This is a genomic window from Nocardioides aquiterrae (genome assembly GCF_039526625.1).
Taxonomy (GTDB): Bacteria; Actinomycetota; Actinomycetes; order Propionibacteriales; family Nocardioidaceae; genus Nocardioides; species Nocardioides aquiterrae.
Map to the genome: position 1 here is coordinate 143848 of NZ_BAAAJE010000016.1, position 22214 is coordinate 166061.

The window sequence follows — 22214 nt, forward strand, 5'->3', positions numbered from 1 at the left end:
GCGGCCGCCCGGTGGGTGGAGCCCCGCCCCGCGAGGGCGCCGCACCGGGCGTGACCGGCCTATCCTGAGTCACCCATGGCCAAGGTGACCCTCCAGTCGATCGCGGACCGCGTCGGTGTCAGCCGGATGACGGTGTCCAACGCGTTCTCGCGTCCCGACCAGCTCTCCGCCGAGCTCCGCGAGAAGATCCTGGCCGCGGCCGACGAGCTCGGCTACGTCGGCCCGGACCCCGCCGCCCGGGCGCTGGCCCGGGGCCGCACCGGATCGGTCGGGCTGCTCATCAACGGCAGCCTGAGCGAGGCGTTCGAGGACGCCGTCTCCGCGGCGTTCCTGGCCTCGGTCTCCGACGAGCTGGCGGCGCGCGGGATGGCGCTGACCCTGCTGCCGGCGTCCTCCGACCGGCAGTTCGTGCCGGCCCGCGACGTCGCGGTGGACGGGGTCCTGGTCTACATCTGCGACCCGACCGCGCCCGACATCGCCTGGCTCGAGCGCCGTCGGATGCCGATGGTCGTGGTCGACCACAACGTGCGCGAGGGGATCGCCTCGGTGAACGTCGACGACCGCGGGGGCGCCTGCCTCGCGGCGCAGCACCTGGTCGAGCTCGGCCACCGCCGGGTCGGCATCGTCACCCTGGAGACCGACCCGGAGGTGCTCAACTACCCCGCGCGCGAGCGGATGCTCGGCTGGCACGACGCCCTCGACGCGGCCGGCGTGGAGCCGACCGTCGTCACGACGCCGTACGCGCCGCCGGGTGCGGCGTACGACGCCGCGCTAGCGCTGCTCGACCGGCCGGAGCGGCCCACCGGCGTGCTCTGCTTCTCCGACGCCTTCGCGCTCGCGACGGTCCGCGCCGCCGAGTCGCTCGGTCTGCGGGTCCCCGAGGACCTGTCGGTGGTGGGCTTCGACGACAGCGTGCTGGCCGCGGCCGGCCGGCCGCCGCTGACGACCGTTCACCAGGAGGTCGCGGCGAAGGGCATCGCGGCGGTCGCCGCGATCACCGCGGTGCTGGGCGGCGGCAGCCCGGCCCCGGTGGTGCTCCCCACCACGCTCGTGGTCCGGGAGAGCACTGCTCCCCCGGCGGAGTGAGCCGGGGCCGCTCGGGCCACCTCGGCGTCCGCGCTGGGGTGTTCGAGCGCAATTGAACGACTAGCCTCGGTTACCGCCTGGTAGCGGCAGTGTCGTCGTTCAATTGCGCGGCAAGGCGCCGCAAGACCGGCGGCTAGGTCGCGATGAACAGGATCTCGTCGCGGCCGTACTCCATGCCGGGGTGGGCGTCGGCGAGGTGCTGCTGGGTGAGCTCGACGAGCTCGTCCTCGTCCTTCCCGCGGATCACCTCGCCGCAGGGACAGGTCAGCCGGGTCTTCATGGGGCCAGCGTAGAACCAGTTCCACTCAGGCGCTCGAACCGTCCGCCGATGACAGGGGTGCGGACGGGTCCGGTCGACGGAGGGGGACGGGTGACCACGGGGTTGGTGCTGCTCGTCGGCGAGCAGCTGTGGTGGGACCTCGAGGCGTTGGCCCACTGGAGCGACGAGCTCGGACGGGTGGTCCTGGTGGGGACGACGGAGGACTGGGCGCCCGGTCGAGCCGGTGACCGCCTCTCCCGCTTCGTCGGCGCCCACCTCCCCGCCGCGCGCCTCGAGGTCGTGCGGCTCGCCGACCGCTCCCTCGGCGTCGTCCGCGACGCGATCGCCACGACGCTCGACGACCCGGCCCTCACCTGGATCGTCAGCGGCGCGGGCGGCACCCGCCTGATGGGCACGGCGGCGTACGTCGCGACGCAGGGGCGCCCCCACGCGACGTTCGTCGTGCGCGACGCCGACTCGGCGTGGCGCCGGGTCGACGACGGCGTCGAGACACCGGTGCCCGGCCTCGACCCCCGCGCGATCGAGCGCTACTCGGCGGCGGACCTGCTCGCCGCCACCTGGGCGGACGACCGGTTCGACGTCGAGGTACGGGCGACCCCGCTCGACCCGGAGATCGCCGAGGCCGCGCGCCGCACGGTCGCCGGTGCTCCCTGGCGTGCCGAGTTCGACCGAGCCGTGGCCGAGCTGCGCCGGACGGGGAACCGGCTGCAGGAGGGCTTCCTGTTCGAGCGGTTCGTGCTGGCGATCGTGCGGGCGCTCGGCGTGCAGGCGGACGACGTCCTCGTCGGCACGTTGCTCACGAACGGCCACCAGCGGGTCCAGGAGGTCGACGTGGTCGTCAGCTGCAACGGACGGCTGCACGTCATCGACTGCAAGCTCTCGACCACGCCCGGCGTGCCCGCCGGCGTCCAGATCCGCGACGGAGAGGCCACCGGCTACCACCTGGCCGACGGCGCCGAGCAGTACGTCCTCCTGCGCCCGAACTGGCGGGTCGACGAGGGGATCCGGGCGCTCGCCGAGCGGTTCGGGATCCGGCTCGTCGACCGGGCGGCGCTGCGGCTCCGCAACCTCCCCGAGGTCCTCGCGGAGCTGCTCGGGCTCTGAGCCCGACACCGGACACACCGAGACATCGACGAGGGGACCCCCGTGGCACAGGCACTGGCAGAGACGACCGACGGCGAGACGTACGAGGCGACCAGCACCTCGACGCTGCCGCCCGACCAGTCCGGCCCGGTTCCCGCGGACGCCGCCCTCGCCTGGGTGCGCGTGCTGCCCGACTCCCCGGAGGAGCTGCGGGCCGAGCTCGCGCACCCGCCCGGCTGGATCGTCGGCACCTTCGCGGGGATGGTGGTCGCCTCGCTGGGGCTCACGGTCCTGTACGGGCCCCACGTGCGCGTCGAGCTCTTCGACACCCTGGCGGCGAGCCTGCTCACGATGATCGGCGTCGTGCCCGGCTTCGCCAGCCTGCTCTACGTCGACCGGCCCGCCCTGCTCCTCGACCGCGGCATGGTCGCCGTCCGGGGCTGGATCCGACCGGCGCTCTCGGGCTACGGCCTGATCTGGCTCGGCGCCCTGGTCACCTCCCTCGCGTGCGCGAGCGACGCGGCTGCCGGTGCGGCGTGGGTCTGCACGGCGCTGGGGCTGACCCTGCTGGCGACCCTGCTCACGCCGCTGGTCTTCGTCGCGCTGGTGCGCCGGCTGGGCCCCCGGGCGAGCACCGAGACGGTGGTCGCCATCGCGGTCGGTGCGCGGGCCAGCGGGGAGCACGACGGGCGGTCCCAACGGGGCACGCTCACCAAGAACCTGCGCGACGTCGCGATCCGGGAGTTCGAGGCCGGGCACCGGCCGTCCTGCGAGGAGCGGCTCTGGGGGCTGGCGACGATCGCCGTGCTCTCCGACGACGCCGGCGTCCGGCGTCAGGCGGTCGACGAGCTCGCCTACGTCGTCGAGCACGAGTTCCTGCACGATCGCGACATGGCCCTGGTCGGCCTGATCCACCTCGACCGGGTCGCGGTCCGGGAGCCGTCGCTCCGGACCGAGATCGCGGTCCTGCTCGTCGACATCCTGGCCGGCGCCATCGAGCGCGAGGGCGTGTCCGGCAAGGTGCGCAAGCGCGCCGCGTGGCAGCTGGCTGCACTGATGGGGACGGACGGCGACGTGCACGCGCTGCACCGCCTCGTCGAGGTGGCCCTGGAGTCCGCCCCCTCGCGCACCGAGCAGTACCTGGTGGCGCTCGGCCAGCTCGCCGCGCGAGCGACCCCCGAGGCCACGGAGAAGGCGGCCCAGGAGGCCCTGGGCCACGGCATCGTGGACCGGATCGAGCCGCGGGCCAGCCGGGTCAACCACCGGCTGCAGCTGCTGGAGCTGTACTACGGCCGCGCGGCGGGCGTGAAGAAGCTCGCGGCCATCCGGCACGAGGCGGAGGCACTCGGCGCCGAGCTGTTCGCGGAGGCGGACGCCCTGCACCCGTCGGCGCCGGCGGCGCGCGAGCGCGTCCGGCGCGCGTTCGAGAACGGGACCCGTCAGCTCTACCGCGAGCTGCTCTCCGCCGTTCTCAAGGCGGAGGCCCACGTGCCCGAGGACGGGGTGGACCCGAGCGGCTGCCTGCTCGCGGAGTACGTCCTGGCCGCCGTCCGCGCCCGGGACGTGGCCGCCCTCGACGAGATCGACAGCTGGCTCACCAAGGTGAGCAACGACCACTACAAGCGGCTGGCGCCCGCCCTGGTCGTGATGCTCCGGCCGGTCCGCGACTGGGTCCTGGACCAGCAGGGCGGGCACCCCTCGGCCGAGCCCGACGTGGCGACCGCGCGGGTCATGGAGCTCCTCGACCGCTGGTGCTGGCAGGCCGTCCTCTTCGGCGTGCGCGGCGGGCGTCGAGGCCTGGTGATGGCGGCGGCGAGGACCTGGAACCACGCGCACGTCCGCGGTGCCGTCCCGGACGGCGCGGACCGGCGCGCCGACCTGCTCGCGGACGTGTCCACCGAGCTGCGGGACCGCCCCGACGGGTTCGACGCGGACGTGGTCGCCGAGCTGAGGCGGGCGGTCGTCGGTGCGGGTCCTCGCGAGGGACGCCTCGGCCTCGCCGCCGAGCTGTACGCCGGCGAGGACGCCGTTCCTCCGACGCCGCCGGAGGTCGCGCTCCTGCTCTGCGTCATCGACGACGCCGCGGGCGAGGACGCCGACCCGGCCGGGCCGGTCGACGGGCTCCGGGACGTCGTGCGCGCCTGGGTCGACACGACGTCGCGGGACGACCTCTACCGCGCGTGCAACGAGTGGGCCGCGGGCGACCGCGCCCAGCTGCACCGGCTCCGCCGGTCCCTCGGCCAGGTCGCGGAGGACACCACGCCGGGCCCGCTCCTCCTGCTGGGCCTGAAGGCCGACGACCTGGACCGGTTCGGCTTCGGCGACCGGCCCACCCCCGAGGCCGGGGAGTGGCTCCGCGGCGAAGCGGCCGTCCTGCTCCGCCGGGCGATCGCCGACGCCGATGCCGACGAGCTGCGGCACCTGCGGTACGCCGCGCGCACGTGGTTCGGTCCCGCGGTGGCGGCCCTGGCCGCGGAGCCGACCTGGACCGCGCCGCTGGAGATCCTCGGCGACGTCACCCGGGCGGGGTGGATCCCGTACCGGTCCATCACCGGCTCGTTGCGGCCCAGCGCCGTGCGGAGCCTGCCCGACGAGGCGAAGACGGTCCTCGTCCCCGCGCTGCTCGAGGTCGGTCATCCGCACGAGGCGCTCCGACTCCTGCGCGGGCGCAGGGCCCGGCCCCAGGTCCTCGCCGCCCTGGCCGGCATCGAGTCCGACATCAGGACCGGTGCCCGGCCCGCCGCCGCCGCGAGCCGAGCGGTGCGCGAGGTCGCATCGTTCGGGGTGCGCGCCCTGGTGGGCGCCGCGGGGCCGGCCGCCGTCCGCGCGTTGCTGATGGCGGCGATGGCGCCGCTGGCGGTCTCGGCGGATCCCGAGACGGTCGCCCAGGCCGATCGGGCCCAGGCCATGCTCACCGAGGTCGACGAGATCGCCGCGGCCCGCCGCGAGGCCCGGAGGCGGCCGCAGCGGTAGGTCAGAGCGCCGCCGCGGCCATCCAGGCCATGGCCACCGCCATCACGACCTCGCAGCCCAGGCCGAGCCGGCCCCGGAGGTCGGAGGCGGGCACCGTGCGGCCGGCGCTGACCGCGGCGACGCCGAGCGCGACCGCGACGGCGAGGAGGAACGCGGACGGGCCGGCGCTCGTCCCGTGGCCGTGCGGCGCCGCGGCGCTCGCCGGCATCGGCACCAGCATCAGCGTCATCAGACCGAGGGCCACCCCCAGCCGCGCGTGCGCCGCCGTCGCGTGCCGCCGCGCCACCGCCCAGAGGCACCACAGCACCCCGGCCGCGAACAGCGCCGAGGCGGTGCGCCCGGCGTACCCGAGGACCATCAGCACCATCCCGGCGCCCATCACGACGTGCCAGGCGTCGACACCGGCGCCGTGGTCGGTGGCCCGCCAGGCCGGGACGACGCAGCGCGCCAGGCAGTACGCGGCGGCGAGGCCGCACAGCACCGCCAGGACCACCGCCATGGCCCCACCCTCGACTCGGCCGGGGCGGGGGTCAACGCGCACCTCAGGTTTCGCTTAACCAGCCCTCGCCGGGGGCGCCGGCCCGACCTACAGTGGACGGCATGGCCGAGCCCACCGAGGTGCTGCGGGCGCTCTGGGACGCCGACGAGGCGACCGAGGCCGCCGTCGAGCTCGAGCACGCCGCTCCCGCGAAGGTCTGCAAGCGCACCCGCGGCATGACCTTCGACGGCATGGCCGAGCCCGGCACGGACCTACGCGAGGCCTGGCGCGACCTGCTCGCCCGGGAGGGCAAGCTCGGCACCGGCGAGACGATCCGCGACCTGGTGCTCGGGCCCGACGAGCGCGCATGAGCGAGCGCAGCCAGCTCATCGTTCAACGCAGCGCCCCCTGTGCCTCATGCGCGCACGGAGCGAAGCGAGTACGTGCATGAGCAGACCCGGTAGCGTCGCCGAGCTCACCGACGCGCTCCGCGACGACGGGTACCTCGCCGACCGCGGGCTCTCCACCGCGGCGTACGTCGCCCTGTCCCTCGATCGCCCCCTGCTGCTGGAGGGCGAGGTCGGCGTCGGGAAGACCGAGATCGCGAAGGCGCTGTCGCGCGTGCTGGGCCGCCGGCTGATCCGGCTGCAGTGCTACGAGGGCATCGACACCAACCAGGCCCTCTACGAGTGGGACTACGCGCGCCAGCTGCTGCAGATCCGGGCGCTGTCCGAGCGCAGCCTCGACGACGACGCGGCGGTGGACGCCCTGTTCGGCCCGAAGTTCCTGCTGGAGCGGCCGTTGCTGGACGCGGTGCGGGCGGGCGACCGCGCGGTGCTGCTGGTGGACGAGGTGGACCGGGCGGACGACGAGTTCGAGGCGTTCCTGCTCGAGCTGCTGTCGGACTTCCAGATCACCATCCCGGAGATCGGGACGATCGCCGCCGAGCGGCCCCCGCTCGTGGTCCTCACGTCGAACCGCACGCGCGAGCTGCACGACGCGCTGAAGCGGCGGTGCCTCTACCACTGGGTCGACTACCCGGATGCCGAGCGGGAGCTGGAGATCGTGCTGGTCCGGGTCCCGGGCGTCGCGGAGGTACTGGCGCGGAAGGTGGTCGCGGCGGTCCAGCGGCTGCGCCAGCTGGACCTGGCGAAGGCGCCGGGCGTGGCCGAGACGATCGACTGGGTCCGCACCCTGGACGTGGTCGGCGCCGACGACCTCGACCCGCAGGCCCTCGAGGACACCCTCGGCGCCGTGGTCAAGGAGCGCGACGACCTCGACGTCGTGCGCGCCCACGTGCACGAGCTGGCGCCCGGTGCCTGACCCGACCGACTCGTTCCTCGCGTCCCTGGTCGGCTTCGCCCGCGAGCTGCGGGCCGCTGGGCTGCCGGTGGGGTCCGGCGACGTCGTGACGTTCTGCGCGGCGATGGAGCCGCTCGACCCCACGGACCTGATGGACCTCTACTGGGGCGGCCGGGCCACGCTGGTCACCCGGCGCGAGCAGATCCCCGTCTACCACGAGACGTTCCTGCGCTACTTCCTCGACCAGCCCGGGGAGCAGGCCGACGAGTCGCGGCCGTTCACCCTCCCGCAGCGCGACGAGGCCCGCAGCGCCCTCCAGCTGCCCGAGACCGAGCGGCAGGGCGAGGAGCGCGAGGACGAGGAGGCCCCCCTCGGGCTGGTGGCGTCCGACGTCGCGGTGCTCAAGCACCGGGAGTTCGCGTCCTGCACGCCGGAGGAGCTGGCCGCGCTGCGGCGGATCATGCGCACCGTGCGGCTGACCCCACCGCGCCGCCGCTCCCGGCGGACGGCGCCCGCGCCGTCGGGCCGGCGGCCCGACCTGCGGCGTACCGTCCGCGAGGCGATGCGCACCCACGGGGACCCGGCGGCGCTGCGGTGGCGGGCGCGTCGCGAGCGCCCCCGGCCGCTGGTGCTGCTCCTCGACGTGTCCGGCTCGATGGCGGACTACTCGCGGGCGCTGCTGCAGTACGCCCACGTCACCTCGCGGGCCACGAGCAAGGTCGAGGTGTTCTGCTTCGGGACCGGGCTGACCCGGATCACCCGCGAGCTCGAGCACCGCCGGCCGGACGAGGCGCTGGACCGCGCCGCCCGGGCGGTCGCCGACTGGGAGGGCGGCACCCGGATCGGCGCCTCGCTCGACGCGTTCGTCCGCGACCACGGGCGACGCGGCACCGGCCGTGGCGGCATCGTGGTGATCTGCTCCGACGGCCTGGACCGCGGCGACCCGGCGCTGCTGGAGTCCGCCATGCAGCGGCTGTCCCGGCTCTGCCACCGGGTGGTCTGGCTCAACCCGCACGGCACCGAGCCCGGCTCGCTGGGCATGGTGGTCGCGGCGCCGTACGTCGACGAGCTGTTGAGCGCCCGCACCCTGGCCGACCTCGAGGAGTTCGCCCGGAGGCTCGGGTGATCCGGCTCGGCTCGCTCGCCGGCTACCCGTTCGACGGCCCGCGGGTGCTCGCGGGCTGGCGGCCCCCGGCGGTCGCGGCCGTCTACGCGATCCTCTACCGCCCCGACGCCGGTCGCGAGCAGTACGCCGTCATCTACGTCGGCCACAGCGAGGACCTGTCGGCCGAGGGGTTCCCGTTCCGGCACCCCGCCGCGCCGTGCTGGGTCGAGCGCGCGGGCGGCCGGTTCGGCGTGCACGTGGCGACGTACGAGATCCCGGGCGGGCTGCCCGGGCACCGCGCGCAGCTCGCCGAGGAGCTGGTGTCGGTCTACCGGCCGCAGTGCAACGACCGGCAGTACGACGCCACCTGGCGCGAGGAGTGGATCGGCCGGGTGCCGGGTCAGCCGCCGACCGGCTCGTAGCCGACGGTGTCGTGCAGCCGCGAGCGGCGCCGGCCCGACGCCGGCGCGGCCGGCGGCCGGGCGGTCGTCGACGGCTGGTAGGTCGCGCCCGCGACGATGCCCTCGGCCATGCCGTACAGCAGCGGCAGCGCCCCGGCGACCACGCCGCCGGTGCGGTTGATGTGCTCCAGCCCCCCGAGGATCGGCTGGGCGTTCGCCTCGATGCGGTGCACGATCTCCGCGCACTCCTCGAGGTTGGCCGCGATCCGCATCAGCTGGGTGCCGACGACGTACAGGTAGAACGCCAACCCCGCGATCAGCAGCAGGATGTCGACGACGGAGAGAACGACGAGCGTGGTCACATCCGCACCTTTCCGAGGACCCGGCCGAGGAAGAGGTGGTGCTCGAGCCCCTCGGCGAGCACCGCGTCCACCCCGGCCGCGGTGGTGGCGATCAGGGCGGTGTCGTTGGTGTTGGTCTCCGCCTCGAGCAGCGTCGCCTTCACCGTCGCGACCCGCCGGTCGATGGTGCGCACCTCGTACACCAGGATCGTCAGCAGCGCCGCGACCGCGAGCACGACGACGAAGCCCCCGATCACCGCGCCCCACCACAGGCTCTCCTGGGTGTTGGTCAGCATGAGCGTCACATCAGCCTCCCAGCCGCTTCCGGCCGCGGTTCAGGCCCGCGACGATGGTCTCCGCGCTCTCGATCGTGGTGCGCAGCCCGGCCAGCGCGGCGGTGTTGGTCACCGACTGCTGCAGCGACGTGTCGATCGCGGCCGCCTGCTTCCCGATCCGGTGCGCGAGCAGCAGGATCGGCACCACGAGCGCCACGACGACGAGCACGACGACGATGCCGACCGTGTAGCCGATCGCCCATCCGGTCTGCATCATCACGGTCATCGCAGCCATGGCTACACCCCCTCGCAGAAGTCACGGACCGGCTTCAGGCTGGCGTTGACGGCGGCGACCGAGGCCGGGACCGTCGCGGTCCGGTCGGCGACCACACCCACGCCGGCGATCACGCCGTCGAGCGTCTTCGTGACCGCCATCAGATGGCCGATCACGCGGATCAGGCCGAGCGCGGCGGCGGCGATGATGAGGACCGCGAGGACCACGGTCACCCACGCGACGACAGGCATCTCAGACCACCCCTCAACCCAGCAGCTTGGCGACGGAGCCGGCGTACCTGACCGCACCCTGCGAGACCGCGTCGACGGTCGCGCCGGTGGTCGCCAGCGTCTCGGGGACGTCCTCGAGGTCGGCGGCGAGCGCGCCACCGCCGGCGAGGATGTCGTCGGCGGCGGCGCGGATCCGCTCGAGCGCGGCGAGCACCCGGTTGAGCAGGGCGACGAGCACGGGCACGACGGCCACCAGCAGGACGATGTTGCCGATCCACCACAGCATCAGCGGCTCCTCAGCTCGGGTCGGTAGGACAGGAAGAAGCGCCGGAAGACGCGCATCAGCGCCATCCGCGCGGCCTGGAGGCCGATCGCGAGACCACTGGCCGGCTTGGCGGTCGCGGCCACCGCCTCGCCCCGCTCCAGCGCGTCGATCCGCTGCTGGGCGTTGGCGGCGAACTGCCCCATCAGCACGGTGGTGACGTCGGAGATCATGCCCCGGCCGTACTGGGCGGCCGCGCCGGAGAGCTGGAGGTCCTGCTCGAGGTGCACCCGGGTGCCCCGCCCGGCCGCGGTCAGCACCGCGGTCACGGTCATCGACGCCTGGCCGCGGCCCTTGCGATCGGCTCCGGAGGCGTCGAGGACCAGCCGCTTGGCCTGGTCGTCGCGCTCGACGATCCTCGCCTTGCCGTCGAACTCGAGCTTGACCGGGCCCATCCGGACGGCGACGCCGCCGCCGTACGTGTCGTCGCCGAGGTCCTCGGTCAGCTCGGCGCCGGGCAGGCAGGCCGCGACCTGCGGCACGTCGCCGAAGAACGCCCAGACCTTGTCGACCGGCTGGGCGACCTCGAAGTCGTTGCTGAGCAGCATGTCAGCTCCCTACTTTCGCGAGGAACGAGTCGCGGCAGCCGACGCAGCAGAAGTGGTACGTCGTGCCGCCGACCTCGGCCGGGAAGTGCGCGTCGTCGGCGGGCACGGTCATCCCGCACACCGGGTCCAGGGCGTCGGGCGCGGTGACCAGCGGCAGCGTCGCGCGCGCCGGCTCGACCGAGAAGCCGCTGGCGGCGCGGGTCTGCACGAGCTCGGCCAGGATCGAGACCGCGATCTCCTGGTGGGTGGTGCGGCCCAGGTCGAGGCCGACCGGGGTGCGCACCCGGTCCAGCAGGTGCTGCGGGACGCCGCGCTCGGCGAGGTAGCCGAGCACCGCCTCGCCGCGCCGGTGCGAGGCGACCAGGCCGACGTACGCCGGCATCGCCGACGCCGCGTGGCGTACGACGTCCTCGTCGCCGTGCCCCTGGGTCGCGACCACGACGACCGAGCGCTGGTCGACGTCGGCGCTGGTGAAGTCCGCCCCGTCGACGAGCTCGGCCCGCCAGCCGAGGGTGCGGGCCAGCTCGGCGAGGGTCTGGGCCATCGGCGACCGGCCGACGACCACGAGGTGCACCGGGGGGTGGACCGGCTCGATGTAGATCTGCAACGCACCCTCGCTCTGGCAGGACATCGGGATCGCGGTCATGCCCTCGGGCAGCACCAGCTCGTCGCTGGCGCCGAGGTACAGCAGCCGCGGCTCGCCCTCGCGGATCACCCGCTGCGCCTCGCGGATGACCGTCGGCTCGGCGCACGCACCGCCGATCCACCCGTGGACCTGGCCGTCGGCGGTGACGTACGCGCGGGACCCGATCTGGCCGGACGACGGCGCCTGCCGCCACACGACCGTCGCGACGGCGTACTCCTGGCCCTGCAGGTCCGGCTCGTTCATGCGTCGGTCCTGATCGGCGGGGCGCCGGAGACGTCGTGGCGCTGGGTGATCGCCTCGTGCACCCGGTCGGGCAGGAGCGGCATGTCGACGTTGCGGACGCCGAACTGCTTGAGCGCGTCCATCACCGCGTTGACGAACGCCGCCGGGCCGCCGACGGTGGCGCACTCCCCGATCCCCTTCGCCCCGATCGGGTGGTGCGGGCAGGGGGTGACGACCTCGTGCAGCTCGTACCCGGGGGTCTCCCACGCGGTCGGCAGCAGGTAGTCCATGAAGTTCGAGCCGATGCAGTTGCCGTCGGCGTCGAAGGTGATGAACTGCATCGACGCCATCGCGTAGGCCTCGGTGAGGCCGCCCATGATCTGGCCCTCCACGATCATCGGGTTGATGCGCACGCCGCAGTCGTCGACGGCGACCACGCGCAGCACGTCCCACACCCCGGTCATCGGGTCGACCTCGACGGTCGTGATGTAGCAGCCGAACGGCCAGGTCAGGTTGGGCGGGTCGTAGTAGGCGTTGGCCTCCAGGCCGGGCTCCAGCCCGTCGGGCATGTTGGCGTACGCCGCCATCGCGCACTCCTGGATCGTCACGCCGCGGTCCGGCGCGGCGCGGACGTAGAACCGGCCGAGCTCCCACTCGACGTCCTCCTCGGACACCTCCAGGAGGTGCGCGGCCAGCTTGCGCGCCTTGGCCCGGATCTTGCGCGACACCATCGCCACGGCGGCGCCCGCGACCGGCGTGCTGCGGGAGGCGTAGGTGCCCATGCCGAACGGCGCGGTGTCGGTGTCGCCCTCCTCGACCACGATGTCCTCGGCCGGGATGCCGAGCTCGTGGGCGACGATCTGCGCCCAGGTCGTCTCGTGTCCCTGCCCCTGCGTCTTCGCGCCGGTGCGCAGGATCGCCTTGCCGGTCATGTGGACCCGCAGCTCGGCGGAGTCGAACATCTTGATGCCGAGGATGTCGTACTCGCGGCTGTTGCCCGCGCCGAGCGGCTCGGTCATGCACGAGATGCCGATGCCCAGCAGCCGGCCGTTCTTCGCGGCCTCCGCCTGCTCGCGCCGGAAGCCCTCGTAGTCGATCGCGTCGAGACCGACCTGGAGGCACTTCGCGTACTGGCCGGAGTCCGTGAGGAAACCGAACGGCGTGCGGTGCGGGAAGTCGTCGTCGCGCACGAAGTTCATCCGGCGGAACTCCGCCTGGTCGATGCCGAGCTCGTCGGCGGCGGCCTGCACCATCCGCTCCTGGAAGAACATCGCCTCGGTGACGCGGAACGAGCAGCGGTACGCGACGCCGCCGGGCGCCTTGTTCGTGTAGACGCCGCGGGCGGTCAGGTGCGCCGTCGGGATGTCGTAGCAGGCGAACGCCGAGTGCAGCAGGCCGATCTTGAACTTGCTGGGCTGCGCGTCGCCGAAGAACGCGCCGTGGTCGGAGTCGGTGTGCATCCGCACCGCCAGGATCTTGCCGTCGCGGCGCAGCGCCAGCTCGCCGGTCAGGTAGACGTCGCGGCCGAAGCCCGTGGAGATCAGGTTGCCGCTGCGGTCCTCGATCCACTTGACCGGCCGCTCCAGCAGGATCGACGCGAGGATCGACATGACGTACCCGGGATAGACCGGGACCTTGTTGCCGAAGCCGCCGCCGAGGTCGGGCGAGACGATGCGGATCATGTGCTCGGGCAGCTCGGCGATCAGCGCGACGGCGGCACGCACGATGTGCGGCGCCTGCGTGGTCATGTAGACCGTGAGCTTGCCGGTGGCCCGGTCGAAGTCCGCGACCGAGCCGCAGCACTCCAGCGGCGACGGGTGCGACCGCGGGTAGTGCATCTCGATCCGCGACACGTGGTCGGCCTCGGCGAACGCGCGGTCGGTGCCCGACTTGTCGCCGACCTCCCACTCGAAGCAGACGTTGTCGTGCTGGTTCTCCTTGTCGTCGCGGATGATCGGCGCGTCCGGCGCGAGCGCCTGGGTCGGGTTGACGATGACGGGCAGCTGCTCGTACTCGACCTCGATCGCCTCGCACGCGTCCTTGGCGATGTACGGGTCGTCGGCGATGACGCAGGCGACCTCCTGCCCCTGGAACCGCACCTTGTCGGTGGCCAGCACCGCCTGGGTGTCGTAGCTCAGCGTCGGCATCCACGCGAGGTTGCGGGTCGCCATCATCTCGCCGGTCAGCACCAGGCGTACGCCGGGCATGTTCCACGCCCGCGTGGTGTCGATGGAGACGATCCGGGCGTGCGCGACCGGGCTGCGCAGGATCTCCATGTGCAGCATGCCGGGCAGCACCACGTCGTCGATGTAGTGGCCCCGGCCGCGGATGAAGCGGTTGTCCTCGACCCGCTTGCGGCTGGCGCCCATCCCGCCGATCTTGATCTCGTCCAGCGCCCGGCTGGTCGTCGGTGCGGGCTCGGTCGCGGTCACTCTGTGCTCCCCTCGTCAGCCGGGGCGCCGTTCATCTTCCGGGCCGCCCACAGGACGGACTTCACGATGTTCTGGTAGCCGGTGCAGCGGCACAGGTTCCCGGACAGCGCGAACCGCACCTCGTCCTCGGTCGGGTCCGGGTTCTCCTCGAGCAGGGCCTTGGCGGCGAGCATCATCCCCGGCGTGCAGAAGCCGCACTGCAGGCCGTGCTCGTCCTTGAAGCCTTCCTGCAGCGGGTGCAGCTCGCTCGGCCCGCCCAGCCCCTCGACCGTGGTCACCTCGTGGCCGTCGGCCTGGACGGCGAGCATCGTGCAGCTCTTGGCCGGCAGCCCGTCGACGAGCACCGTGCAGGCGCCGCAGTTCGTGGTGTCGCAGCCGGTGTGGGTGCCGGTGAGCTGGAACCCCTGGCGCAGGAGGTGCGCGAGCAGCAGCCGCGGCTCGACGTCCGCCGTGCGCGGCCGGCCGTTGACGGTGACGGTGATCCGGCGTACCGGCACGTCCTCGCCCGCGGCCGCGGGTACTTCCTCGAACAGGGTGCTCATGCTGCCGCCTCGCTGGTCTGGGTGACCCGGGTCAGGATCCGGGTGACGAAGGTGTGGATCACGTGCCGCTTGTACGACGCGCTGCCGCGGTGGTCGGAGTTCGGCTGCGCCGCCTCGGCCGCGAGGTCCGCGGCGCGGGCGATCGCCTCGGCCGTCAGCGCGTGGCCGACCAGCGCGTCCGCGGCCGCCCGCGCGTCGACGGTGCGGCTGCCGACGCCGGTGAGCGCGATGCCGGCCCGGGTGACCCGGTCGCCGTCCATCTCGAGAGCGACCGCGGTCCCGGCGGTCGCGAAGTCGCCGACCCGGCGCTCGAGCTTGAGGAACCCGCCGGCGACCCGGCCCCGGGGCGCGGGCAGCACGGCCTCGACCGCGACCTCGTCGTACTCGAGGACGTTCTGGAACGGCCCGGTCACGAAGTCGCCGATCGGGATGTTCCGGCGGCCGCCCGGACCCTGCGCGACGACGTGGCCGCCGAGCGCCGTGACCACCGCCGCCCAGTCGCCCTGGGGATCGGCGTGGCACAGCGACCCGACCAGGGTGCCGCGGGTGCGCACGATCGGGTCGGCGATGAGCGGCGCGGCCGCGGCCATCACCGGCTGGGCCCCGGCGATCGCCGCGGACCGCTCGAGGTCGCGGTGCCGGCACAGCGCACCGACCCGGATGCCGCCGTCGGCCGCGACGTCGAGGTGGGCGAGGCCGGGCAGATTGTTGATGTCGACCAGGAGCTCGGGCGCGGCGAACCGCAGCTTCATCAGCGGCACCAGGCTCTGCCCGCCGGCCAGCACCTTGGCCTCGCCGGCGCCCTCGTGCAGCAGGTGGATCGCCTCGTCGAGCGACCGGGGCGCTTCGTACCGGAACCGGGACGGGTACATGTCAGACCCCGTCCTGCCGGTGCTGCGGCGGCGCCGCCGGGTCCGGGATCGCCACCGGGAGCGACTCGATGTCCGTGGGGTCGGGGCGCGGGTGCTGGTGCGGCGGCCAGGGCCCCTGCACCGGCTGCCCGGCGACCTTGAGGAACTCGACGAACTCGGGGAAGGCCCACACGGTGGGGCTCTTGCCGGTCTTGGGTGCGTTCTCGATGAGCTCGTACATCCGGGGGTTACCCCGGCTGTGGCCGTCGGACTCGACAGGCACGGGCCGCCTCCTCGGGTGAGTGGTGGCGCCACTGTGCTCTCCGTCACAGGGGTCGGCAACAGCCGATCAAGGGAACGCTTAGGTCACTCGCGCCCCTCGCTCCGGGGACGTCATACGGACGGTGGAAGGGGACACACTGTCCGTATGACGTCCCGCGGGCCCGGGGCGGGCGGTCAGGCCGCGGCCGGCCGCCAGCCGCCGTCGCGGAGGCCCTGCTCGACCTGGGCGAAGAAGTCCCCCGGACGCAACCGGAGTCCGAGGAGCGGCAGCCGCAGGAACGTCTCGCCCTGGAGCATCACCGCGTTCTGGCGGAGCGCGTCGCCGACCACGTTCTCCGCCCAGGCGTGGTGGATCCCGTCGATCTCGAGCACGAGGCCGTAGTCGGGCCAGTAGAGGTCCAGGTAGTACCGGTTGCGGCCGTCCCTGCGCAGGACCTGGCGGGCCGGCGGCGGCAGCCCGCGCCGGCGCAGCTCGCGGACGACGTCGATCTCGCCCAGCGACCGCGCTCCGTCGAGCAGCTCGTTGACGATCTCGTGGAGCAGCAGCCGGCGCCGGTCCCGCCTGATGCGCAACAGCTCCTCACCGAGCGCTGTCGGCGGGACGAGCCCCTGCTGCACGGTGATCGTCAGGACGTAGGCGGCCTCCCGGTCCGTGCGCGCCCAGAGCGCCGCCCGGATCGCCGCGGTCTCGGCGCGGGTTCGCGGGATGTCCGTCCGGACGATGTCGGTGACCTCCCAGCGCCGGGTCTGCCTGATGTTGAAGCGGCGACTCCGCCGGACCCGCGCGCCGCGGGGCACCGAGACTCGGACGGGGTGCAGCTCGTAGCGCTCGAGACCCGCGGCGATCAGGGACGAGCCACCGTCCAGGCAGGCCCGTGGCCCACCCTGGAAGACCGCCGCCCACATCTCGCCCCGGGGCGACAGCTCGGAGTTGTGCAGCTGCACGGACTGGTCACCGACCAGCTGCCAGCGCCCGATCCGCACCTGTCCGCGGATCTCCCACCGGGTGATCCCGAGCGCGTAGAGCTGAGGGCGGGAGAGCACCCCGCCCTGCCTCGCGCCCAGCTCCCGGGCCGCGGCGAAGCGGCCGTCGTCGTACGAAGGTCCTCGTGCCATGCGCTCCACTCTGGGCGTTCCACGCCGACCGCGCTCGGCCCTCCGCGCCCCCTGTGGAGAACGCCCCGCGGGACGTCATACGGACGGTGGAAGGGGACACACTGTCCGTATGACGTCCCGCGGGACCGGGCCCGGGGGTGGTCAGCTCCAGAGGGTGACGTGCACGGCGGGGCGGAAGCGGCCATGGGTGACGCCGCGGCCGCGGAGCATCGCCTGGGTGGCGCGCGGCGTGGTGACGAAGCGGGCCATCTCCTCGGCGGCGGGGGTGGCCTGCTGGCCGCCGAGGATCGAGATGTTCCAGGAGCCCTGGCCGTGGACCGGCCGGCCGGGCACCCGGACGACCGCGCCGGCGGCGAGGTCCTGGGCGACGGCGAACGCCACCGCGAGGGTGATGCCGCCGCCCCGCTTGGCCTCCTCGAGCGCGGCGGCATGGGACTGGAAGATCTGCTGCCGCTCCTCGGGTACGCCGATCCGCTGCAGCAGTCCCGGGATCACCCCGGCGTCGTCCGCGGCCGACGGCCCGAGCAGCCAGGTCTGCTCGCGGAGCATCGCGACGCCGGGCTGGCCCCGGGTGATCGGGTGCTCGGGGCTGACGACCGCCAGCACCTGGTAGTTGAGGAAGAGCTTGCTGGTCAGCACCGGGGCGCCGGTGGCCGGGCGCGGGCCGACGACCGCGTCGACCGTGCGGGTCAGCAGCAGCTGCTCGAAGTCCCGGGCGCGGTGGACGCTGAGCTCGACGTCGAGGTCGTGGGCGCGGTCGGCGAAAAGGCCGATCAGGCCCGGCGCGGCGTACTCGGCGAACAGCGAGGTGGTCGCGAGCCGCAGCATCCGGCGGCCCACCCCGGCCTCGCGCACCTCGAGGACGGTGCGGTCCTGGAGTCCGAGCATCTCCACCGCGCGGCTGGCCAGCCGCAGCCCGCCGGGGGTGAACGCGAGGCCGGACGCGGTGCGGTTGAAGAGCTGGTCGCCGAGCTCCTTGCGCAGCTGGCCGACGTGCAGCGACACCGCCGCCTCGGACACCTCGAGCTCGGCGGCCGCGGCCTTCACCGAGCCGAGGCGGACGACGGTCGCGAACGCCCGGAGCTGGGTCGGGGTCACCGGTCCCACCTCGCCAGGAGGGCCGCGTAGTCGGCCTCGGTGTCGACGTCGGCCGGGACCTCGCCGTCGACCGGCACGGTCGCGAGCGAGTCGCCGGCGGCGTCCACGAGCTTCCACACGGCCTTGTCGCCGTGGAGGTTCGCGAGCTCACCGAACAGCCCGCGGCCGAGCCAGAACGGGTGGCCGAGGCCGTCGGCGTACCGGCACACCGCGAGGTCGCCCCCCGCCGCGGCCACGGCCCGCACCGCCGCGACCGTCACCTCCGGCTGGTCGCCGAGCAGGAGCACGACGCCCCGGGACGACGGGGCGACCGACGGCAGCGCCGCGACGATCGACGACGAGCACCCGGCACCGAAGCCGGGGTTGCGCACCACGTCGACGCCCGAGAGGTCGACGGTCGCGGCGACCTCGTCGGCTGCCCCTCCGAGGGCCACGACGACCTGGCCGAACCCGCACCGGCGCACGACGGAGAGCGTGGCGTCGAGCAGCGTCGCACCGCCGAGCGGCAGCAGCTGCTTGGGCCGGCCGAGCCGGGAGGACCCGCCCGCGGCGAGCACCAGCCCGGTGACGTCGGTGAGATCGGTGGGATCAGTGGGGAGGGGTGGCACGGCCCTGCATCGCCTCCCAGACTCGTGACGGCGTGAGCGGCATGTCGGCGTGCCGGACGCCGTACGGCGCCAGCGCGTCGATCACCGCGTTGACGACCGCGGGCGGCGAGCCGACGGTGGCGGACTCGCCGACGCCCTTGGCGCCGATCGGGTGGTGCGGCGACGGGGTGACGGTCATGCCGGTCTCCCAGTCGGGCACCTCCTTCGCGGTCGGGATCAGGTAGTCCATCAGCGAGCCGCCGAGGCAGTTGCCGTCCTCGTCGTAGCCGATGAACTCCATCAGCGCCATGCCGACGCCGTCGGTGAGGCCGCCGTGGATCTGGCCCTCGACGATCATCTCGTTGATGCGGGTCCCGCAGTCGTCGACGGCCACGAACCGCCGCACCTTCACGACCGCGGTGCCGGGGTCGATGTCGACCACGCAGATGTAGGCGCCGTAGGGGTAGGTGAGGTTGTCGGGGTTGTACGAGACCTGCGCGTCCAGCCCGCCCTCGACGCCCTCGGGCAGGTCGCCGGCCCCGTGCGCCCGCATCGCGATCTGCTCGATCGTCACGCCCGACCCCGGGACGCCGCGCACGTCGAACCGGCCCTTGGTCCACTCGAGGTCCTCCGGCGCCACCTCGAGCATCCCGGCCGCGATCAGCCGCGCCTTGTCGCGGACCCGCCGGGCCGCGATCACCGCCGCCGCACCGGACACCGGCGTCGACCGCGAGCCGTAGGTCCCCAGGCCGTACGGCGTGTTGTCGGTGTCGCCGTGCACGACGTCGACGTTCTCGGGGTGGATGCCGAGCTCCTCGGCCACCAGCTGGGCGAACGTCGTCTCGTGCCCCTGGCCCTGGGTCTGCACCGAGATCCGCAGCACCGCCGACCCGGTCGGGTGCACCCGCAGCTCGCACCCGTCCGCCATGCCGAGGCCGAGCATGTCCATGTCCTTGCGCGGCCCGGCGCCGACGGCCTCGGTGAAGAAGGAGACGCCGATCCCCATCAGGCTCTGACCGTCCCCGGCGGCGCGCTGCGCGGCCTGCTCGGCCCGGAGCTCGTCGTACCCGGCGATCCGCAGCGCCTCCTGCATCGTGGCGGCGTAGTCGCCGGAGTCGTAGACCCAGCCGGTGCGCGACGTGTACGGGAACTGGTCGCTGCGGATGAAGTTCCGCAGCCGCAGCTCGACCGGGTCGAGGCCGAGCTCGTCGGCGAGCAGGTCGACCATCCGCTCGGTGAGGTAGACCGCCTCGGCGATGCGGAACGAGCACGCGTAGGCGACCCCACCGGGCGCCTTGTTGGTGTGCACCGCGGTCATCGAGCAGTACGCCGCCTCGATGTCGTAGCTGCCGGTGAAGACGCCGAAGAAGCCGCCGGGGAACTTCCGCGGGGCGGCGGTGCCGTTGAACGCACCGTGGTCGGCGAGCACGTGGCTGCGCAGCGCGAGGATGCGCCCGTCGCGGGTCGCGGCGATCTCGCCCTGCATCACGTAGTCGCGGGCGAACCCGGACGCGATCAGGTTCTCGGTGCGGTCCTCGGTCCACTTCACCGGCCGGCCGGTGACCATCGAGCCGACGATCGCGCAGACGTAGCCGGGGTAGATCGGCACCTTGTTGCCGAAGCCGCCGCCGATGTCCGGCGAGATCACCCGGATCCGGTGCTCGGGGATGCCGGCGAACATCGAGTACAGGGTGCGGTGGGCGTGCGGCGCCTGGGTGGTCGCCCAGAGCGTGAGCTTCTCCTCGACCCGGTCGTAGTCGGCGACCGCCCCGCAGGTCTCCAGCGGAGCCGGGTGCACCCGCGGGAACACCAGCTCCTGCCGGACCACCACCTCGGCCCGGTCGAAGACCGCGGCGGTCTGCGCCGCGTCGCCGGTCTCCCAGTCGAAGCAGTGGTTGTCGGCCTTGCCGGCGACGTCGTCGCGGATCAGCGGCGCGTCCGGGTCGAGGGCCCGGCGCACGTCGACGACCGGCTCGAGCACGTCGTACTCGACGTCGATCAGCTCGAGGGCGTCCCGGGCGGCATAGCGGTCCTCGGCGACGACGAACGCCACCTCCTGGCCCTGGAACCGGACCTTGTCGGTGGCCAGCACCGCCTGCACGTCGCCGGACAGCGTGGGCATCCAGGCGAGGCCGCGCTCGGCGAGCATCGCGCCGGTGACGACCGCCCGGACCTTCGGGTGCGCCTCCGCCGCGAGGGTGTCGACGGACAAGATGCGGGCGTGCGCGACCGGCGACCGGAGCACGGCGAGGTGCAGCATGCCGGGCAGCGTGATGTCGTCGAGGTACCGGCCGCGCCCGCGCACGAACCGCCGATCCTCCTTGCGGAGCATCCGGCCGTGCCCGACCGGGCCCCGGTCGACGGTGATCACGCCTCGATCCTCCCCTCCGGGTGGTCGGCGGCCCAGCGCACCGACCGCACGATCGAGGCGTAGCCGGTGCACCGGCAGATCTGGCCGGAGATCGCCTCGCGGATGTCGTCGTCGCTCGGGTCCGGGTCGCGGTCGAGGAGGGCGCGGGCGGACATCAGCATCCCCGAGGTGCAGAACCCGCACTGCAGCCCGTGACACTCCATGAAGCCCTGCTGCACCGGGTCCAGCACGCCGTCCTGCTCGAGCGACTCGACGGTGTCGACGTCGTGGCCGCCGGCCATCGCGGTGAGCACGGTGCACGACTTGACCGGCTCGCCGTCGTACAGGACGACGCAGCTGCCGCAGTTGCTGGTGTCGCAGCCCCAGTGGGTGCCGGTGAGGCCGAGCTCGTCGCGTAGGAAGTGCACGAGCAGCAGCCGCGCCTCGACGTCGCGGGTGACCGGCTCGCCGTTGACGGTCAGCGTCACCTCCACGCCACCACCCGCTCCCAGGCCGTGCGCAGGGTACGCCGGGTGAGCTCGCCGGCCAGGTGGCGCTTGTAGTCCGCGGTTCCCCGGCTGTCGGTCACGGGACGGCAGCTGGCCGCGGCGATCGCCGCCGCCTCGGCCCAGGCGTCCGGTCCGGGCGCCCACCCCCGCAGCGCCTCCGAGATGGCGGGGATGCCGGTGGTGTTCGGGCCGACCGCGGCCAGGCCGACCCGCACGTCCGCGATCGTGCCGTTGTCGTCGAGCCAGAGCGCGGCGCCGGCGGCGGTGACCGCCCAGTCGCCGGCGCGGCGGTCGACCTTCGCGTAGGCGCTGCTGCCGTGGGGACGGACCGGGATGCGCACCTCGGTCAGGATCTCGTCGTGCCGGACGACGGTCTGGTACGGCCCGAGGTGGAAGTCGTCCATGGACACCAGGCGCTCGCCGTCCGGGCCCCGGATCACGCAGCTCGCGTCCAGCGTCGTGCACACCGAGGACAGGTCCTCGGACGGGTCGGCCTGGCACAGCGCGCCGCCGAGCGTCCCCCGGTTGCGCACCGGCGGGTCCGCGATCACGCGCTCGGCGTCGCGGAAGATCGGGCAGACGCTCGCCAGCTCGTCCGACTCGAGCAGCTCGCGGTGCCGCGTCATCGCACCGATGCGCACCTCGGTCGGAGCGATGTCGACGTAGCCGAGCTCGTCGTGCAGGTCGTTGATGTCGACGAGGTACTCGGGGTTGGCCAGGCGCAGCTTCATCATCGGCAGCAGGCTGTGCCCGCCGGCGATCAGCCGCGCCTCGTCGCCGAGTCGCGAGAGCAGCCCGATCGCATGCTCGACGCTGCTCGCCCGCTCGTACTCGATCGGGGCCGGGACCTGCACACCGCCGATGCTACGGGGGTCCCACCC

Annotated in this window: 26 protein-coding genes; 7 read left to right on the plus strand and 19 right to left on the minus strand. The window is 73.7% G+C overall.

Translation table 11 applies throughout. The features are described from left to right. The first annotated feature begins 75 nt into the window (after positions 1-75). Positions 76-1086 (plus strand): LacI family DNA-binding transcriptional regulator, encoded by a 1011-nt coding sequence (locus tag ABD086_RS16360; RefSeq protein ID WP_343908645.1) that lies wholly within the window; start codon positions 76-78, stop codon positions 1084-1086. Positions 1087-1219: 133 nt separating this feature from the next. Here the strand turns inward: ABD086_RS16360 and ABD086_RS16365 are convergent, their stop codons facing one another. Beyond that, complete coding sequence (locus tag ABD086_RS16365) at positions 1220-1366, minus strand: hypothetical protein (protein ID WP_343908646.1); 147 nt, start codon at positions 1364-1366, stop codon at positions 1220-1222. 90 nt (positions 1367-1456) lie between these two features. Here ABD086_RS16365 and ABD086_RS16370 point away from each other — a divergent pair, with 90 nt between their 5' ends. Then, entirely contained in the window at positions 1457-2470 is a 1014-nt protein-coding gene (locus ABD086_RS16370; protein ID WP_343908647.1) for a PDDEXK family nuclease, read from the plus strand. A gap of 42 nt (positions 2471-2512) precedes the next feature. Next, complete coding sequence (locus tag ABD086_RS16375; RefSeq protein WP_343908649.1) at positions 2513-5422, plus strand: hypothetical protein; 2910 nt, start codon at positions 2513-2515, stop codon at positions 5420-5422. A gap of 1 nt (position 5423) precedes the next feature. Here the strand turns inward: ABD086_RS16375 and ABD086_RS16380 are convergent, their stop codons facing one another. Next, positions 5424-5921: a DUF5134 domain-containing protein gene (locus tag ABD086_RS16380; RefSeq protein ID WP_343908650.1), complete on the minus strand. Its 498-nt coding sequence runs from the start codon at positions 5919-5921 to the stop codon at positions 5424-5426. Positions 5922-6022: 101 nt separating this feature from the next. Between ABD086_RS16380 and ABD086_RS16385 the strand changes: the two genes are divergently transcribed. From ABD086_RS16385 to ABD086_RS16400, 4 genes are all read left to right on the plus strand, one after another. Then, positions 6023-6271 (plus strand): hypothetical protein, encoded by a 249-nt coding sequence (locus ABD086_RS16385; protein WP_343908651.1) that lies wholly within the window; start codon positions 6023-6025, stop codon positions 6269-6271. Positions 6272-6347: 76 nt separating this feature from the next. Next, positions 6348-7223 (plus strand): AAA family ATPase, encoded by an 876-nt coding sequence (locus ABD086_RS16390; protein WP_343908652.1) that lies wholly within the window; start codon positions 6348-6350, stop codon positions 7221-7223. Then, positions 7216-8328 carry a vWA domain-containing protein gene (locus tag ABD086_RS16395; RefSeq protein WP_343908653.1) on the plus strand — a complete coding sequence of 371 codons (1113 nt, stop codon included), beginning with the start codon at positions 7216-7218 and terminating at the stop codon, positions 8326-8328. Before ABD086_RS16390 ends, ABD086_RS16395 begins: the two co-directional genes overlap by 8 nt. Continuing rightward, positions 8325-8729 carry a hypothetical protein gene (locus tag ABD086_RS16400; protein WP_343908654.1) on the plus strand — a complete coding sequence of 135 codons (405 nt, stop codon included), beginning with the start codon at positions 8325-8327 and terminating at the stop codon, positions 8727-8729. The genes ABD086_RS16395 and ABD086_RS16400 overlap by 4 nt, the downstream gene beginning before the upstream one ends. On the opposite strand, the gene ABD086_RS16405 is transcribed toward ABD086_RS16400, so the two are convergent. From ABD086_RS16405 to ABD086_RS16485, 17 genes are all read right to left on the minus strand, one after another. After that, positions 8708-9070 (minus strand): hypothetical protein, encoded by a 363-nt coding sequence (locus ABD086_RS16405; RefSeq protein ID WP_343908655.1) that lies wholly within the window; start codon positions 9068-9070, stop codon positions 8708-8710. The genes ABD086_RS16400 and ABD086_RS16405 overlap by 22 nt on opposite strands. Continuing rightward, positions 9067-9345, minus strand: coding sequence for a hypothetical protein (locus ABD086_RS16410; protein WP_343908678.1), 279 nt, complete (start codon positions 9343-9345; stop codon positions 9067-9069). The genes ABD086_RS16405 and ABD086_RS16410 overlap by 4 nt, the downstream gene beginning before the upstream one ends. A 10-nt stretch (positions 9346-9355) precedes the next feature. Next, positions 9356-9619, minus strand: coding sequence for a hypothetical protein (locus ABD086_RS16415; RefSeq protein ID WP_343908656.1), 264 nt, complete (start codon positions 9617-9619; stop codon positions 9356-9358). A gap of 2 nt (positions 9620-9621) precedes the next feature. Next, positions 9622-9849 (minus strand): hypothetical protein, encoded by a 228-nt coding sequence (locus tag ABD086_RS16420; RefSeq protein WP_343908657.1) that lies wholly within the window; start codon positions 9847-9849, stop codon positions 9622-9624. 13 nt (positions 9850-9862) lie between these two features. Next, positions 9863-10114: a hypothetical protein gene (locus tag ABD086_RS16425; RefSeq protein ID WP_343908658.1), complete on the minus strand. Its 252-nt coding sequence runs from the start codon at positions 10112-10114 to the stop codon at positions 9863-9865. After that, on the minus strand, positions 10114-10698 hold the full coding sequence (locus ABD086_RS16430; protein WP_343908659.1) for an SRPBCC family protein: 585 nt from the start codon (positions 10696-10698) through the stop codon (positions 10114-10116). Before ABD086_RS16430 ends, ABD086_RS16425 begins: the two co-directional genes overlap by 1 nt. 1 nt (position 10699) lies before the next feature. Beyond that, entirely contained in the window at positions 10700-11587 is an 888-nt protein-coding gene (locus tag ABD086_RS16435; RefSeq protein ID WP_343908660.1) for an XdhC family protein, read from the minus strand. Beyond that, positions 11584-13998, minus strand: coding sequence for an aerobic carbon-monoxide dehydrogenase large subunit (locus tag ABD086_RS16440; RefSeq protein WP_343908661.1), 2415 nt, complete (start codon positions 13996-13998; stop codon positions 11584-11586). The genes ABD086_RS16435 and ABD086_RS16440 overlap by 4 nt, the downstream gene beginning before the upstream one ends. Further along, positions 13995-14540 carry a (2Fe-2S)-binding protein gene (locus ABD086_RS16445; RefSeq protein WP_343908662.1) on the minus strand — a complete coding sequence of 182 codons (546 nt, stop codon included), beginning with the start codon at positions 14538-14540 and terminating at the stop codon, positions 13995-13997. Before ABD086_RS16445 ends, ABD086_RS16440 begins: the two co-directional genes overlap by 4 nt. After that, positions 14537-15412 carry an FAD binding domain-containing protein gene (locus ABD086_RS16450; protein ID WP_343908663.1) on the minus strand — a complete coding sequence of 292 codons (876 nt, stop codon included), beginning with the start codon at positions 15410-15412 and terminating at the stop codon, positions 14537-14539. Before ABD086_RS16450 ends, ABD086_RS16445 begins: the two co-directional genes overlap by 4 nt. A 1-nt stretch (position 15413) precedes the next feature. Further along, positions 15414-15674 carry a hypothetical protein gene (locus ABD086_RS16455; protein WP_343908664.1) on the minus strand — a complete coding sequence of 87 codons (261 nt, stop codon included), beginning with the start codon at positions 15672-15674 and terminating at the stop codon, positions 15414-15416. Between the two features lie 173 nt (positions 15675-15847). Then, a complete protein-coding gene (locus ABD086_RS16460; protein WP_343908665.1) occupies positions 15848-16789 on the minus strand; it encodes a hypothetical protein in 942 nt (313 codons plus the stop codon). A gap of 141 nt (positions 16790-16930) precedes the next feature. Beyond that, complete coding sequence (locus tag ABD086_RS16465) at positions 16931-17887, minus strand: LysR family transcriptional regulator (RefSeq protein ID WP_343908666.1); 957 nt, start codon at positions 17885-17887, stop codon at positions 16931-16933. Then, complete coding sequence (locus ABD086_RS16470) at positions 17884-18495, minus strand: nucleotidyltransferase family protein (RefSeq protein ID WP_343908667.1); 612 nt, start codon at positions 18493-18495, stop codon at positions 17884-17886. The genes ABD086_RS16465 and ABD086_RS16470 overlap by 4 nt, the downstream gene beginning before the upstream one ends. Next, positions 18476-20845: an aerobic carbon-monoxide dehydrogenase large subunit gene (locus ABD086_RS16475; RefSeq protein ID WP_343908668.1), complete on the minus strand. Its 2370-nt coding sequence runs from the start codon at positions 20843-20845 to the stop codon at positions 18476-18478. Before ABD086_RS16475 ends, ABD086_RS16470 begins: the two co-directional genes overlap by 20 nt. Continuing rightward, positions 20842-21318 (minus strand): (2Fe-2S)-binding protein, encoded by a 477-nt coding sequence (locus ABD086_RS16480; RefSeq protein WP_343908669.1) that lies wholly within the window; start codon positions 21316-21318, stop codon positions 20842-20844. Before ABD086_RS16480 ends, ABD086_RS16475 begins: the two co-directional genes overlap by 4 nt. After that, positions 21309-22187: an FAD binding domain-containing protein gene (locus ABD086_RS16485; RefSeq protein ID WP_343908670.1), complete on the minus strand. Its 879-nt coding sequence runs from the start codon at positions 22185-22187 to the stop codon at positions 21309-21311. The genes ABD086_RS16480 and ABD086_RS16485 overlap by 10 nt, the downstream gene beginning before the upstream one ends. Positions 22188-22214 lie beyond the last annotated feature (27 nt).